Source organism: Streptomyces sp. NPDC005576, from assembly GCF_042871745.1.
Classification (GTDB): domain Bacteria; phylum Actinomycetota; class Actinomycetes; order Streptomycetales; family Streptomycetaceae; genus Streptomyces.
The window spans coordinates 218,672-231,216 of sequence record NZ_JBIAJC010000007.1; the positions used below are offsets into that span (position 1 = coordinate 218,672).

The 12,545-nt window shown below is 71.5% G+C and carries 13 protein-coding genes; 6 read left to right on the forward strand and 7 right to left on the reverse strand.

The genetic code is table 11. From position 1 onward, the window contains the following. Window positions 1-64 precede the first annotated feature (64 nt). The 3 genes from argC to ACFYPN_RS14605 all read right to left on the reverse strand — a co-directional run bounded on the left by argC (window position 65) and on the right by ACFYPN_RS14605 (window position 3,474). Window positions 65-1,093, reverse strand: a complete 1,029-nt coding sequence (argC, locus tag ACFYPN_RS14595) for an N-acetyl-gamma-glutamyl-phosphate reductase (protein ID WP_358758978.1) — start codon at window positions 1,091-1,093, stop codon at window positions 65-67. A 594-nt stretch (window positions 1,094-1,687) separates the two neighbouring features. Then, window positions 1,688-2,119: a DUF5958 family protein gene (locus tag ACFYPN_RS14600; RefSeq protein WP_358758980.1), complete on the reverse strand. Its 432-nt coding sequence runs from the start codon at window positions 2,117-2,119 to the stop codon at window positions 1,688-1,690. Between the two features lie 368 nt (window positions 2,120-2,487). After that, window positions 2,488-3,474: an alpha/beta fold hydrolase gene (locus ACFYPN_RS14605; protein WP_389298385.1), complete on the reverse strand. Its 987-nt coding sequence runs from the start codon at window positions 3,472-3,474 to the stop codon at window positions 2,488-2,490. A gap of 176 nt (window positions 3,475-3,650) precedes the next feature. Here ACFYPN_RS14605 and ACFYPN_RS14610 point away from each other — a divergent pair, with 176 nt between their 5' ends. Further along, on the forward strand, window positions 3,651-4,295 hold the full coding sequence (locus ACFYPN_RS14610) for an XRE family transcriptional regulator (protein ID WP_389298387.1): 645 nt from the start codon (window positions 3,651-3,653) through the stop codon (window positions 4,293-4,295). 208 nt (window positions 4,296-4,503) lie between these two features. Continuing rightward, entirely contained in the window at window positions 4,504-6,039 is a 1,536-nt protein-coding gene (locus ACFYPN_RS14615; protein ID WP_389298389.1) for a multicopper oxidase family protein, read from the forward strand. A gap of 94 nt (window positions 6,040-6,133) precedes the next feature. On the opposite strand, the gene ACFYPN_RS14620 is transcribed toward ACFYPN_RS14615, so the two are convergent. Further along, entirely contained in the window at window positions 6,134-7,162 is a 1,029-nt protein-coding gene (locus tag ACFYPN_RS14620) for an aldo/keto reductase (protein ID WP_389298391.1), read from the reverse strand. Window positions 7,163-7,283: 121 nt separating this feature from the next. Here ACFYPN_RS14620 and ACFYPN_RS14625 point away from each other — a divergent pair, with 121 nt between their 5' ends. After that, window positions 7,284-7,898, forward strand: coding sequence for a TetR/AcrR family transcriptional regulator (locus ACFYPN_RS14625; RefSeq protein ID WP_389298393.1), 615 nt, complete (start codon window positions 7,284-7,286; stop codon window positions 7,896-7,898). Between the two features lie 43 nt (window positions 7,899-7,941). Beyond that, complete coding sequence (locus tag ACFYPN_RS14630) at window positions 7,942-8,694, forward strand: hypothetical protein (RefSeq protein ID WP_389298395.1); 753 nt, start codon at window positions 7,942-7,944, stop codon at window positions 8,692-8,694. A 170-nt stretch (window positions 8,695-8,864) separates the two neighbouring features. Here ACFYPN_RS14630 and ACFYPN_RS14635 read toward each other — a convergent pair whose 3' ends face one another. The 3 genes from ACFYPN_RS14635 to ACFYPN_RS14645 all read right to left on the reverse strand — a co-directional run bounded on the left by ACFYPN_RS14635 (window position 8,865) and on the right by ACFYPN_RS14645 (window position 10,744). Further along, window positions 8,865-9,764 (reverse strand): NAD(P)-dependent oxidoreductase, encoded by a 900-nt coding sequence (locus ACFYPN_RS14635; protein WP_389298397.1) that lies wholly within the window; start codon window positions 9,762-9,764, stop codon window positions 8,865-8,867. Between the two features lie 54 nt (window positions 9,765-9,818). Next, the gene (locus tag ACFYPN_RS14640; protein WP_389298399.1) at window positions 9,819-10,178 is read right to left on the reverse strand and encodes a hypothetical protein; all 360 of its coding nucleotides are present in this window, start codon (window positions 10,176-10,178) and stop codon (window positions 9,819-9,821) included. A gap of 161 nt (window positions 10,179-10,339) precedes the next feature. Continuing rightward, window positions 10,340-10,744, reverse strand: a complete 405-nt coding sequence (locus ACFYPN_RS14645) for a DUF5997 family protein (RefSeq protein WP_358758998.1) — start codon at window positions 10,742-10,744, stop codon at window positions 10,340-10,342. Between the two features lie 147 nt (window positions 10,745-10,891). Between ACFYPN_RS14645 and ACFYPN_RS14650 the strand changes: the two genes are divergently transcribed. Both ACFYPN_RS14650 and ACFYPN_RS14655 read left to right on the forward strand, forming a co-directional pair. Beyond that, window positions 10,892-11,683, forward strand: a complete 792-nt coding sequence (locus ACFYPN_RS14650) for a LysR family substrate-binding domain-containing protein (protein WP_389298401.1) — start codon at window positions 10,892-10,894, stop codon at window positions 11,681-11,683. A gap of 198 nt (window positions 11,684-11,881) precedes the next feature. After that, the gene (locus ACFYPN_RS14655) at window positions 11,882-12,379 is read left to right on the forward strand and encodes a peptidylprolyl isomerase (protein WP_358759002.1); all 498 of its coding nucleotides are present in this window, start codon (window positions 11,882-11,884) and stop codon (window positions 12,377-12,379) included. Window positions 12,380-12,545: the final 166 nt, after the last annotated feature.

Below are 12,545 nucleotides of genomic sequence, written 5' to 3' on the forward strand. Positions count from 1 at the left end.
GTGGTCCGGGGCCCGGCGCCCGTATGCCCGGCGCCCGGGGTGGGTGCGGTCGGGCGCACGTCGGTCAGGGGGCCACGCCGACGGTGGTCAGGCCGGTGTCCTCGGGCAGCCCGAGCGCGATGTTGGTGCTCTGCAGGGCGCCGCCGGCGGTGCCCTTGGCGAGGTTGTCGATGGCGCTGATCACGATGATCCGACCGGCGGCGGGGTCGTACGCCACCTGGATCTGCACGGCGTTGGAGCCGTACACGGCCGCGGTGGCGGGCCACTGGCCCGCCGGGAGCAGGTCGACGAACGGCTCGTCCGCGTACGCCTTCTCGTAGGCGGCGCGGAGCGCCTCCCCGTCCACACCGGGCTTCGCCTTGGCGCTGCAGGTGGCGAGGATGCCGCGGGGCATGGGTGCGAGGGTCGGGGTGAAGGAGACCGTGACGCGTTCGCCGGCGACGGCGCTGAGGTTCTGCGTGATCTCCGGCGTGTGCCGGTGTCCGCCGCCGACTCCGTACGGGGTCATGTTCCCCATCACCTCGGAGCCGAGGAGGTGCGGCTTGGCCGCCTTGCCGGCGCCGGAGGTACCGGACGCGGCGACGACGACCGCCTCCGGTTCGGCGAGTCCGGCGGCGTACGCCGGGAAGAGCGCCAGGGACACGGCGGTCGGGTAGCAGCCGGGGACGGCGATCCGGCGGGACCCGGCGAGCGCGGCGCGGGCGCCGGGCAGCTCGGGGAGCCCGTAGGGCCAGGTGCCGGCGTGCGGCGACCCGTAGAATTTCTCCCAGTCCGCGGCGTCCTGGAGCCGGAAGTCGGCCCCCATGTCGACGACCAGGACCTCGTCGCCGAGCTGCTCGGCGACGGCGGCGGACTGCCCGTGCGGCAGGGCGAGGAAGACCACGTCGTGCCCGGCGAGCACCTCGGCGGTGGTGGGCTCCAGCACCCGGTCGGCGAGCGGCCGCAGGTGCGGCTGGAGCGCGCCGAGCTGCTGCCCGGCGTTGGAGTGGCCGGTCAGGGCGCCGATCTCGATCCCGGGGTGGGCCAGCAGCAGGCGCAGCAGCTCACCGCCGGCGTATCCGCTCGCCCCTGCCACCGCTGCACGTACCACCATCGGAATCCTCCTCATCGATGGCATGACTATACGCAGTGGTGCACTTTTATGCAAAGGTCTGGGGGGTCGGGCCTGGGTGCGGGTGCGACCGAGATTTTTAGTTGGCACATGGAGAGCGATAGTTGGCACATCCTGGCCCCGTAACACTGCGTTGCGATCAGTACCGAAGAAGCGCCCCCGTCACCGGCCGACTGGTGCTGTCCTGAGCAGGTGGGCGAGCCAGCGATTGCGAAAATTCCATCGGATTCAAGCCATCTGAACCAGTTTGTCATGGCGTACGACGAGGACGCTGGGCTGCGGGCTCGGCTGAGGCTCGGCGATGACTGGGTACGTCGGTGGAGCTCGACATGGCTGGTGGGCGACGGCAAGGTCTGCTGGCCGATCCGGGGTATGGCTCACGTGCCGGTGCTGTCGTCCCGGCCGATGCGGGGTTTCACGTGGCGGGCGAACTCCTTGAATTTCTCCACCCGGTGCTCAGGGGTTCTCCAGACCTGCTCACATTTCACCCTGCCCGCAGCGCGCTAACCCGCGGACGGGTGCCACCTGGGGAGTGCCATCCGATAGCCAGCCCAGCCAGAGCCGGAATGGCCGATGCTACGGCTGCTCGGTTGCCGACGGCAGGTTGTGCCACGCATGTCCGCAGGCGCCTTTGCAGTACGTCTCGCGGCGGCGATTGTCAGCAACGGCGAACACCGAAACGAGGACGCGGAACGCGTTGACGTGTTCGGCGGAGGGCAGATCGGCGAACCCGTAGCGGGGCGGGTCCATGCAGATCATCACCGAGGGGTTAGCGGTGGGCTTCACACCGGATCGCGCCACCCCCACACGGCCGTCCACAGCTGTTATGTGCGTCTGCATCGCATAGCCAGCGACTTCCCGCAGAACCATCTGCTGGCGTGTCGGGGCGAGGCGGGAGAACCAGCTCACACCAGCGTCCAACGGGCGTAGCCCCTGGGCGATCTCGTTGACGACCAGCTCGGTCTCGCGCCGGAAGGTGCGGCTGTCGTCGCTGCTCGGTTCGGTCATCGCCTGATGATTTCATGACGCCGGTTCCGAGCGAAGGCCGATACGCGCACCCGGGGCAGCTCAGGCATCGTTCACGAGGTCGGCCGACACACGACTCCCGAGGAACCGGACACAGCACAGGCGGCCCCGGCCATCGTTGCCGGCAGCAACCGGCTGGGGAACGAAGAGCAGCACTGGCCGATTTCACAGATCCTCATCATCAGCACCGTCGGCAATCACGCACAGTGATCATCGACGCCCTTGAGTGCCAACTATCCCGCTCGGGATGTGCCAACAAGAATTCTCCGAGCGAGCCTGACCTGCACGGCTCAGGCCGAGATGTGCCAACTAAAAGTCTCGGTCACAGCGGGACCGCGGGCTCGCGTGGTTCAGCCCCGGAGGGCGGCGAGCCAGTCGGTCAGCAGGTGGTTCACCTCGTCGGGGCGTTCCTGCTGGATCCAGTGGCCGCAGCCTTCGAGCAGGTGGGAGGCGGACAGGGCGGGGAGGGTGGTGGGGTACGCGGCGATGGCGTCGGCCATCCAGGTGGTGGAGGCGTCCAGGGTGCCGCCGATGAACAGGGACGGCTGCTCGATGGGGGCGCCGTGGTGGGGAGCCAGGTCCTCCCAGTCACGGTCCATGCTTCGGTAGCGGTTGAGCGCTCCCGTCAGGCCGGTGCGCTCGAACTCCGCGGCGTAGACGTCGAGGTCGTCCTCGCTCAGCCAGGCCGGGAGAGCACCGGTGGGGAAGCGGTCGCGCAACCGGCCGCCGTGGGCGACGAAGTGCGGGTCGGGCGCGCCCTGGGCGGGCATGGTGTCGGCGGACAGCGCCGCGTAGAAGCCGGCGAGCCAGCCCCGGACGTCGGGTTCGATCTCCTCCTCGGCGCGGCCGGGCTCCTGGAAGTAGGAGACGTAGAACTCCTGCCCGGCTCCGCCGATCCGGCCGAAGACATCGGTGGGGCGGGGGCCGCCCGGCGGGGCGTAGGGAACGCTCAGCAGACCGACGGCCCGGAAGACCTCGGGGTGGAGCAGGGCGGAGGAGGCGGCGATGTTCGATCCCCAGTCGTGGCCGACGATCACCGCGCTCTCCTCGCCGAGTGCGCGCACGACGGCGACGTTGTCCTCCACCAGGTCGAGCATCCGGTAGGCGTCGGTCGCGGCCGGTTTGGAGGAGCGGCCGTAACCGCGAACGTCGATGGCCACCGCCCGGTGGCCGGCGGCGGCGAGGGCCGGGAGCTGGCGGCGCCAGGAGTACCAGGACTCGGGAAAGCCGTGCACGAGCAGGACGAGCGGGCCGGTGCCCTGCTCGACCAGGTGCAGGCGCCCGGCCGGTGCCTCGATGGTGCGGTGGCGGAACTCGGCGGTCGGCTCGGGCCACATGGGCTTCTCCTCGGTTCTCGGTTGCGTTCGCGGATGTGCTCACGGACGTGCTCACGCACGGGCACGGTTACCTGTCGATCATGCGGCGAGGCGCCGCCCGACGCGATCGGCGTTGCCGCCCTGGCAAGATCGCAGGACAGGGCGGTGGAGCGCGGTGGCGGGGAGGAGCGGGATCGATGACGGATGACGGCCTGGACGGCACGCGGGCGGCGATGGGGCCCGGGCTGCGCGCCGCGCGGGAGCAGCGCGGAGCCACGCTCGCCGGTGTCAGCCGCGCGACCGGCATCTCGCCGAGCACGCTGTCACGGATCGAGACCGGCCGGCGCAAGCCCACCTTGGAGGTGGTGCTGCGGTTGGCGAAGGAGTACGGCGTATCCCTGGACGCGCTGGCCGGTATCGCACCCGCCCCGGCGGCCGAGCCGCCGCGGACCCCGGCGCCGCTGAGCTTCGGGGACGACAAGGCGGTGCTGCCGCTCACCCGGTACGTCGGCGGGCTGCACGCCCACAAGCACGTCCTGCCGGCTTTCGGGAATCCGCCCCAACGGCCCCGGCAGGTCTCGCACGAGGGCCACGAGTGGCTGTGCGTACTGTACGGGCGCCTCTGGCTCGCGCTCGGCGGCCAGGATCTCGTCCTGGCCGCCGGGGACGTCGCCGAATTCGACACCCGCACCCCGCACGGGGTGGTGAACGCCGGCCCCGGCGGGCCGGTCGAGTACCTGATCCTCTTCGGGCCGCAGGGCGAACGACTGCGGCCGCGAACCCCGTCTCCCCGCGACCGGCGGCCCGGGTGGTCCGCGGCCTCCGTGAGCGGGCCTCCGTGAGCGGGCCTCCGTGACCGGGCCTCCGTGACCGGTGCGGACCCGGTGCCGCCCGGTGCGCCGATCGGGGGAAGCCGGGCGGCGCGGGACGTGTCGTCCCGGGGATCGGGTGGTGCGCTCGCCACGCTGGACGGCCTTTGGCCGTTCACGTACCGGCCGTTCACGTACAGGCCGTTCACGCACAGGCCTCTCACGTACAGGGGTGACATCCATGGACTCATCACGCGGTATCAGCAGACGCGCGGTCTTGGCGTCCGCTCCGGCCCTGATCGCCGGCGCACTGCAGGCCCCCCGCGCGTCGGCGGCGGCGCTGCCGTTCAGCCAACCCACGCCGATCAGGTCGGAGAACGGCGTTCTCTCCACCACCCTGCGGGTCGCGTTCACCCGGGGCACGCTCGCCGGGGTCGGCGACGTCAATCTCCGGCTCTACAACGGGCAGGTCAACGGACCGACGCTGCGCGTGCGTCCGGGCGATCTGCTCGACCTCGAACACATCAACGCTCTGCCGCCCAACCCCGATCAGGCGTCTCACGGCGACCACAACGTGCCCCACCACTTCAATACGGTGAATCTGCACACCCATGGAATGCACGTGTCGCCGGCCGGGGACGCGGACAACGTCTTCCGGGAGTTCACCCCCTACGATCCCGCCAACGGTCTGACCACCACGAGTTACCGCAGCCGGATCGAGATTCCCGCCGACCACCCGGGTGGCACGTACTGGTACCACTCGCACGTGCACGGATCGACGGCCGTCCACCTGTCCGGCGGCCTGCTGGGCGCGATCGTCGTGGAAGGCGCGGTCGACAGGGTCCCGGAGATCGCGGCCGCGACCGACGTGGTGATGTGCGTGGCGGAACTCAAGCTCTCCGACGGGCAGGTGCGGCAGGTACCGGAGTTGCGCGCCGAGAACGACCTCGGCGCGGCCGAGTCGGTGTTCGTCGTGAACGGCTCCTTCCGGCCGGTGATCCAGCTGCGCGAGGGCGAGGTCCAGCGCTGGCGCCTGATCAACGCATCCGCGTTCACCGCCCTGCCGATCCGGGTGGAGGGGCACGCGCTGCACCAGATCGCCATGGACGGTTTCGCCCTCACCCGGACCGTCGAGCGCGACGGGGTCACCCTGTCGATGGGCAACCGGGCGGACGTCATGATCAGGGCGCAGAGCCCGGGCGAGTACCGCGTGATGGCGGGCGACACCCTGCTGGCGACGATGACCGTGCGGTCGGGCTCCGGCGTACGGATGGATCTGCCCACCGATCTGCCGGGTCCCGCTCCGTACCTCGACCCGCGGGAAGTGACCCGTCGTCGCTCCCTGACCTTCCACAGCGACAGGAACGCGTTCCCCGGGCAGCCGTTCCCCCACGCGTTCCGCATCACCGGCGACGGAGCCACGCCGGCGACCCGCGACGCGGCCGATCCGAAGGATCCGACCTACGGCCGGTTCGATCCGGCGTACGTCAATCACACCTGCCGACTCGGCGAGACGGAGGAGTGGACCCTCCGCAATGACTCGACCGGCCACTCCAACCACCCGTTCCACCTGCACACCAACCACTTCCTGGTGACCGCCGTCGACGGCCGCCCGCTCGCCACGCCGGTCTGGCAGGACACCGTCGGCATCCTCAGGGGAGGTTCGGTGACCCTGCGCGTCCGCTTCGACGACTTCACCGGCCGGGCCCTCGTCCACTGCCATCAGCTCCAGCACGAGGACCGGGGGATGATGCAGCTCGTCGAGTACGTCGAGTGACGGCCCCGCGCGGCGGCCGGGACACGCCGTCGCGGTGACGGCTGACGGCGGACGGGACGCGCCGACCGGCGCCGCCCCGGGAGCGGGCGCGGGATCAGGCGGCGGCGCGCTCGTCGCCGTCGCGGCGGCGCAGCGCGGCCCGCTGGATCGCGGGCGGGTCGTACGCCATGTCGAGCCTCCCCACGTCGGTGCCGGGAGGCACGATCGCGTCGATCCGGTCGAGGATCTCGTCGCTCAGGACGACCTCGGCGCCCGCGAGCAGGTCGTCCAGGTGGTCCATGGTGCGCGGTCCGATGATCGCGGAGGTGACGCCGGGGTGGGCGATGGCGAAGGCTGTGGCGAGGTGCGTCAGCGGCATCCCCGCCTTCTCGGCGAGGGGGATGAGCTGTTCCACGGCGTCGAGACGGCGTTCGTCCTTCAGGTGCTTGAAGCCGAAGCCGGCGCGGTGCGTGGTGGCTTCCCGTCCCTTGCGGTAGCGGCCGGTGAGCATCCCCCCGGCCAGGGGGCTCCAGACCAGCGCGCCCATTCCGTAGCGTTCGCAGACCGGCAGCACCTCGCGTTCGATGCTCCGGTTGAGGATCGAGTACGTCGGCTGCTCGGTGCGGAAGCGCTGCAGGCCCCGGCGTTCGGCGGTCCACTGCGCTTCGACGATGTCGGAGGCCGGGAAGGCGGACGAGCCGATGGCCCGGACCTTCCCGGCGCGGACGAGGTCGGTGAGGACGGAGAGGGTCTCCTCGATGTCGGTGTCGGGCGCGGGGCGGTGGATCTGGAACAGGTCGACGTGGTCGGTGCCCAGCCGGCGCAGCGAGTCCTCCAGGGCGCGGACCAGCCAACGCCGTGAGTTCCCCTGCTGGTTGGGGTCGTCGCCCATCGGGAGGTGGGCCTTGGTGGCCAGGACGACGTCGTCACGGCGGCCCTTGAGGGCCTTGCCGACGATCTCCTCGGACTCGCCGCGCGAGTAGGCGTCGGCGGTGTCCACGAAGTTGATGCCCGCGTCCAGTGCCTTGTGGATGATGCGGACGGAGTCGTCGTGGTCGGGGTTTCCCATGGCGCCGAACATCATGGCGCCCAGGCAGTAGGGGCTGACCTTGATGCCGGTCCGGCCCAGCGTGCGGTATCGCATGGCTCTCCTCCGTATGTACGGTCTGCGGCGCGCCCCGCTAAAATCGGGGAACGAAAAGCGGAACACCGTTCAGCAAGCACAGTACGGAACACTGTTCCGCTTTACAAGGAGGCGCCACGCCATGACCGATCGCACCACCGGGGAGCCTGCCGCCCGCCGCGTACGGCCCGACGCCCAGCGCAGCCTGGACGCCCTGCTGGCCGCCGCCTCCGAGGTGTTCGCGTCGGACGGCGTGGACGCGCCCGTACGGCGGATCACCGCCAGGGCAGGGGTGGGCGCGGGAACTCTCTACCGGCACTTCCCCCAGCGCTCCGACCTCATCACCGCGGTCTTCCGCCGCGAGGTCGACGCCTGCGCCGAGGCCGCGCCCGGTCTCTCGGAGCAGTACGGACCGGCCGAGGCACTGGACCGGTGGCTGCGGCGTTTCACCCTGTTCATCGCGGCCAAGCGCGGCCTCAAGGCCGCCCTGCACTCCGGGGATCCCGCCTACGAGAACCTGCCCGCCTACTTCGAACAGCACTTCGTCCCCGTACTGACGGAGTTGCTGGACGCCGCCGTCGCTTCCGGCGAGATCCGCTCCGGCGTCATCCCCTACGACCTGCTGCGCGCCGTGGGCGACCTCGTCGCGCCGGACGACCCGGAGTACACGGAGCGCATGACCGGACTGCTGGTCGACGGACTCCGCTGGGGCGCGGGCGCGGAGCCGTCCTCCTCGTCCTCTCCGTCCTCCCGCTGACCGCCCCGGCTGTGGTTCGTACGCGCGGTTCTACTCTGATTCGATGACGTACGAGGGGGAGTTCCGGGTCGGTGACGTGCTGTCGGTCGCCTGCCCCTTCACGGAGACCGTGGTCGAATCGGGCGTAGCGCGGGATGAGCTGTCGCTGCGCTGGCCGTGGTGGTCCATCGACACGGACAGCGATCTCTTTCACTGGAACGGTGTGGTGGCGCTGGACGCCGGGAGCATGGACGCCCCTGCGGAGAACTCGTCGGAACTGTTCCGCACCGAACCGCCGCCCCACCGCCTCAGGGCGGGTGACCTCTGCCGGGTCGGAGTTCCGCCGACGCTGGTCCACGTGACGTCCGTCGACCGCCACGATCCGCCGCTGGAGACCGGCTGGCTGTCGCGGCCGACGCTGACCGTGACCGTGCTGCGCCAGGGCGTGTCCTACCGGGAGTATCCGGACGGGAGCCACCTCGACGGCTTCGGCTACGCCCTCCACCCGGGCGACGGGACGCCGTTCACCTTCGAGCTGCTGATGCGGCCGTACGCGTTTCTCCGGGCGGGTGACGAGGTGGCCGACGCCGCGGGCAGGGCCTGGCTCTTCCGCGGGCCCTGGGACTGGCACGCCTTCGACGGAGGACCCCCCGGACCGGGCCCCGCGTGGCCCCTCGTGCTCCTGACCCGTTCCACGCTTCCCCGGTCCGCGCAGGAGGCGGAGGGGGAAGCGGTGGCCACGGGCACGGCGACCGGCTCCCACGAGGACACCGTCCGGCGATGGACGTCTCTCACCGGGGCTTCTCCCAAGCCCTGACCAGCGGGGACTCCTCCGGTGGCGGTGGCTGCCCACCCGGGGCGGCAGCGCCCCGGCGCCGGGCCGACGCAAGCCGACCGGGGCCCGGGCGGGCCGCGACCGGTCCGGCACGCGCCGCCGACGTACGGTCGGGGGCGTGCCGGTCCACCGGAGAGCATCGCCGGGGAGCGTCAGCGTGACTCGTCCGGCTCGAAGCTCGCGAAGTAGGCGGCGGCCATGTCCTCGTGGCCGTGGCCCTGGGCCGCGGCGCGGGCGAAGCGGTCCGCGCTCGCGGCGGCTCCGTCGAGGCGGACGCCGTACCGCCGGCCGGCGGCCACGATCAGGCGGGCGTCCTTCTCGGCCGTGGACACCGCGAAACTGGCCGGTTCGAGACCGCCGCCCAGGATGAGGCCGGCCTTGGCGCGCAGGTAGCCCATGTCGAGCGGGCCACCGGCGATGGCGTCGAAGAAGTCCTGCGGGTCCACCCCGAGGGCCTTGGAGAGCGCCAGGGTCTCTCCGGTGGCGGTGGTGGCCGCGATGACCCAGCTGTTGGCGACGAGCTTGAGACGGGTGGCGCCGCCGTCGGCCCCGTTCTCGCCCGTCCAGACGGTCCGGGCCCCGACCGCCTCCAGTACCGGGGCGACAGCGGTGCGGCTCTCCACCGGGCCCGCCGCGAGGACCAGCAGCTGCCCCGACTCGGCGGGCTGCCGGGTGCCGAGCACCGGCGCGTCGAAGAAGACCAGACCGTGCTCGTCGGCGAAGGCGGCGAGCTCCTCGACGGCGTCGACGCCCACGGTGGTCGACTGCACCCAGGCGGCGCCGGGACGGAGGGCGGGAGCGGCCTGCCGCATGACCTCGGCGACCGCCCGCCCGTCGTACAGCATCGTCAGGACCACGTCGGCGCCCTCCACGGCCTCCGCGGGGGTGTCCGCGATCCGCGCGCCGTCCTCGGCCAGCGGTTCCGCCTTGTCGCGGCTGCGGTTCCAGACCCGTACGGAGTGACCGGCGCGGACGAGGTTGCGGGCCATGGCGGCACCCATGATCCCGGTGCCCAGAACGCTGACGGTGAGTGTGTCGGTCATGGTGATCATCGCTCTCTGCCAGAAGGGTGGAAGTCAGAAGCGTGGAAGGGGACGACGTCCAACCTATGCGCAGGGCGGCGCGTACGACGGGTGGTGAGGCACCCACCCGCACGGGGTGGCGATCCGCCGGTTCGGGGGGCGGAGGCCGGCCGCCGGCAGGAGCCGGGCCGTCTCGCCGACCGGCAGGGCGGGATCGGCCGCCGTGAGCGCGTTCGCCGCGTGGACGGCCACGCCCGCGCTGTCCTGGTGCGCCGGTATCGGGCGCACCTCACGTTCGCGGCTCAGGCCGGCGCGTTCACCCAGAGCCGGTGCGAGATCGCAGGTGGTGGGTTCGCGGCAGTCGTCCTCGTACGCGAGGAGCCGGTCGAGCAGGTGGGGAGGGAGCCAAGGATCGACGGCGAGCCCGAGCAGCAGCTGGTGCACGGCGGGCATCCTGCCGTGCACGGGCCGGGCGTGGCCACCGGTTGTCCGCTCCGGGCCGTGGGCCGGGGCCGTGCCGTACCGGTCCGCCGGAGCGGGCTTTCACCGGCTCCGCCCGGCCGCGCGGGGTGGGTCGGCGGCCGGGCGGGGGTGTGCGGGCTGGATCAGGAATCGGCCTTCTCGGGACGCGCGGCGCGTTCCGCGTTCCGCTCCTTGATGCGGACGGCCTCCTTGCGGACGTCGGCCTGGGTGGCGCGCTCGGCGCTCAGCCATTCCGGCATCTCGTTCTTGAGGGCGTCGATCTGCTCGGTGGTGAGCGCCTCGGTGATTCCGCCGCGGGCGAGGCCCGAGATGGAGACGCCGAGTTTGGCGGCGACGACCGGGCGGGGGTGCGGGCCGTTGCGGCGCAGCTCCTCCAGCCAGGCCGGCGGTTCGGCCTGCAGCGCGTTGAACTCGCTGCGCGAGACCACACCCTCCTGGAACTCGGCGGGGGTGGCTTCGAGGTACACACCCAGCTTCTTCGCCGCGGTGGCGGGCTTCATCGTCTGGGGTGTCTGGTGCGAGGTCATGTGTCAAGAGTAGCGAGCGTGTGCGAGGCCGCCGACCACACCGGTCGTGACGGGCGGGCGAGGCGGGTTCCCGGTGGGCGGGCGCGCCGGTGCCGCAGCCGTCGTCCGCCGCACGCTCCCCCGAGGTGGGGCCGGTAACCTGGCGGGGTGACTGGCTCCGACGCATCCCCCTCGTTCCGCCTCGCCTACGTACCGGGCGTGACGCCTTCCAAGTGGGTGCGCATCTGGAAAGAGCGCTTCCCCCGTATCCCGCTGGAGCTGGTCTCCGTACCCTCCGTCGAGGCCGCGGGGCTGCTGCTGGAAGGCGGTGCGGACGCGGGTTTCGTACGACTGCCGGTCGGCCGGGACGAGCTCAGCGCGATCCCCCTGTACACCGAGACCACGGTGGTGGTGATCCCTAAGGACCACCTGCTCGCGGCCGCGGAGGAGGTGTCCGCCGAGGACCTCGCGGAGGACATCGTGCTGCATCCGCTCGACGACTCGCTCGGCTGGGAGCGCCCGCCGGGGCTCCCCGCGTTCGAGCGGCCGGAGACGACGGAGGACGCCGTGACCCTGGTCGCGGCCGGCATCGGCCTGCTGGTCGTCCCGCAGTCGCTCGCCCGGCTCCACCACCGCAAGGACCTCACCTACCGGCCGGTCACGGACGCCCCGGAGTCGCGCATCGCGCTCTCGTGGCCGGAGGAGAAGACGACCGTGATGGTCGAGGACTTCATCGGCATCGTCCGGGGCCGCACGGTGAACAGCTCGCGCGGTCGTACCCCCACACCCGCGCAGCCCAAGGAGGAGAAGCGGCCTGCCTCGGGCGGTCAGCGTCGCGGCGCGGCCACGGGCAAGCCGTCGCCCCGCAACCCGCGGGGCGGTTCGGGCGGCGGGGCCAAGGGTGCGAAGAACACCGGCGGGGCCAAGGGAGCCAAGCGCGGGAAGCCGCGCGGCCGGTAGCGGCGGCTTTCCGCGAGCATCGAGCGGTGTCCTGGCATTGCCGGGGCGTGTACGGGTGCGCGGGCGGTGTCTTCGGCTCGCCGGACCCGGTGCTGGGCGCCCCCTCCGGCGGGCGCCGCGTCGTTCCGCGAGGCTCGCCGAACCGCGGTGGGGACCCCTCTGCGCGAGGTCCGGTCCGAGAAGTGTCAGGATGGTTCTATGACCATCAAGGCTTACTTCGACATCACCATCAACGACGAGCCCGCCGGGCGGATCACGTTCAACCTCTTCGAGGACGTCGTCCCGAAGACCGTGGAGAACTTCCGCGCCCTCGCCACCGGCGAGAAGGGCTTCGGCTACGCGGGCTCCTCCTTCCACCGCATCATCCCGGAGTTCATGCTCCAGGGCGGCGACTTCACCCGCGGCGACGGCACGGGCGGCAAGAGCATCTACGGCGAGAAGTTCGCCGACGAGAACTTCAAGCTCACGCACAACAAGGCGGGCCTCCTCTCGATGGCCAACGCCGGCCGGAACACCAACGGCTCGCAGTTCTTCATCACCACCGTCCTGACCCCGTGGCTCGACGGCAAGCACGTCGTCTTCGGTGAGGTCGCGGACGAGGACAGCCTGGCGCTCGTCAAGAAGATCGAGGCCCTGGGTTCCCAGAGCGGTCGCCCCTCGAAGAAGGTCACCATCTCGGAGAGCGGCGTCCTCTAAGGATTGCCACACCCACTCCGCCCCACCACGCCCCACCTCGCGCGACCGATCTCGCGCACCGGGCGTGACGAACGCGCGGGCCGACAGAATCCGTCGGCCCGCGCGTTCACGTGTCTCACGGGGACGCCCGCACCGGGACGCGTGTCACAGGGCGCGTCTCACAGGA

Excerpts from the sequence above, each read along its gene's own strand:
- argC (WP_358758978.1), bottom strand. The coding sequence starts at position 1,093 with ATGGTGGTACGTGCAGCGGTGGCAGGGGCGAGCGGATACGCCGGCGGT.
- ACFYPN_RS14600 (WP_358758980.1), bottom strand. The coding sequence starts at position 2,119 with ATGACCGAACCGAGCAGCGACGACAGCCGCACCTTCCGGCGCGAGACC.
- ACFYPN_RS14605 (WP_389298385.1), bottom strand. The coding sequence starts at position 3,474 with ATGTGGCCCGAGCCGACCGCCGAGTTCCGCCACCGCACCATCGAGGCA.
- ACFYPN_RS14610 (WP_389298387.1), top strand. The coding sequence starts at position 3,651 with ATGACGGATGACGGCCTGGACGGCACGCGGGCGGCGATGGGGCCCGGG.
- ACFYPN_RS14615 (WP_389298389.1), top strand. The coding sequence starts at position 4,504 with ATGGACTCATCACGCGGTATCAGCAGACGCGCGGTCTTGGCGTCCGCT.
- ACFYPN_RS14620 (WP_389298391.1), bottom strand. The coding sequence starts at position 7,162 with ATGCGATACCGCACGCTGGGCCGGACCGGCATCAAGGTCAGCCCCTAC.
- ACFYPN_RS14625 (WP_389298393.1), top strand. The coding sequence starts at position 7,284 with ATGACCGATCGCACCACCGGGGAGCCTGCCGCCCGCCGCGTACGGCCC.
- ACFYPN_RS14630 (WP_389298395.1), top strand. The coding sequence starts at position 7,942 with ATGACGTACGAGGGGGAGTTCCGGGTCGGTGACGTGCTGTCGGTCGCC.
- ACFYPN_RS14635 (WP_389298397.1), bottom strand. The coding sequence starts at position 9,764 with ATGATCACCATGACCGACACACTCACCGTCAGCGTTCTGGGCACCGGG.
- ACFYPN_RS14645 (WP_358758998.1), bottom strand. The coding sequence starts at position 10,744 with ATGACCTCGCACCAGACACCCCAGACGATGAAGCCCGCCACCGCGGCG.
- ACFYPN_RS14655 (WP_358759002.1), top strand. The coding sequence starts at position 11,882 with ATGACCATCAAGGCTTACTTCGACATCACCATCAACGACGAGCCCGCC.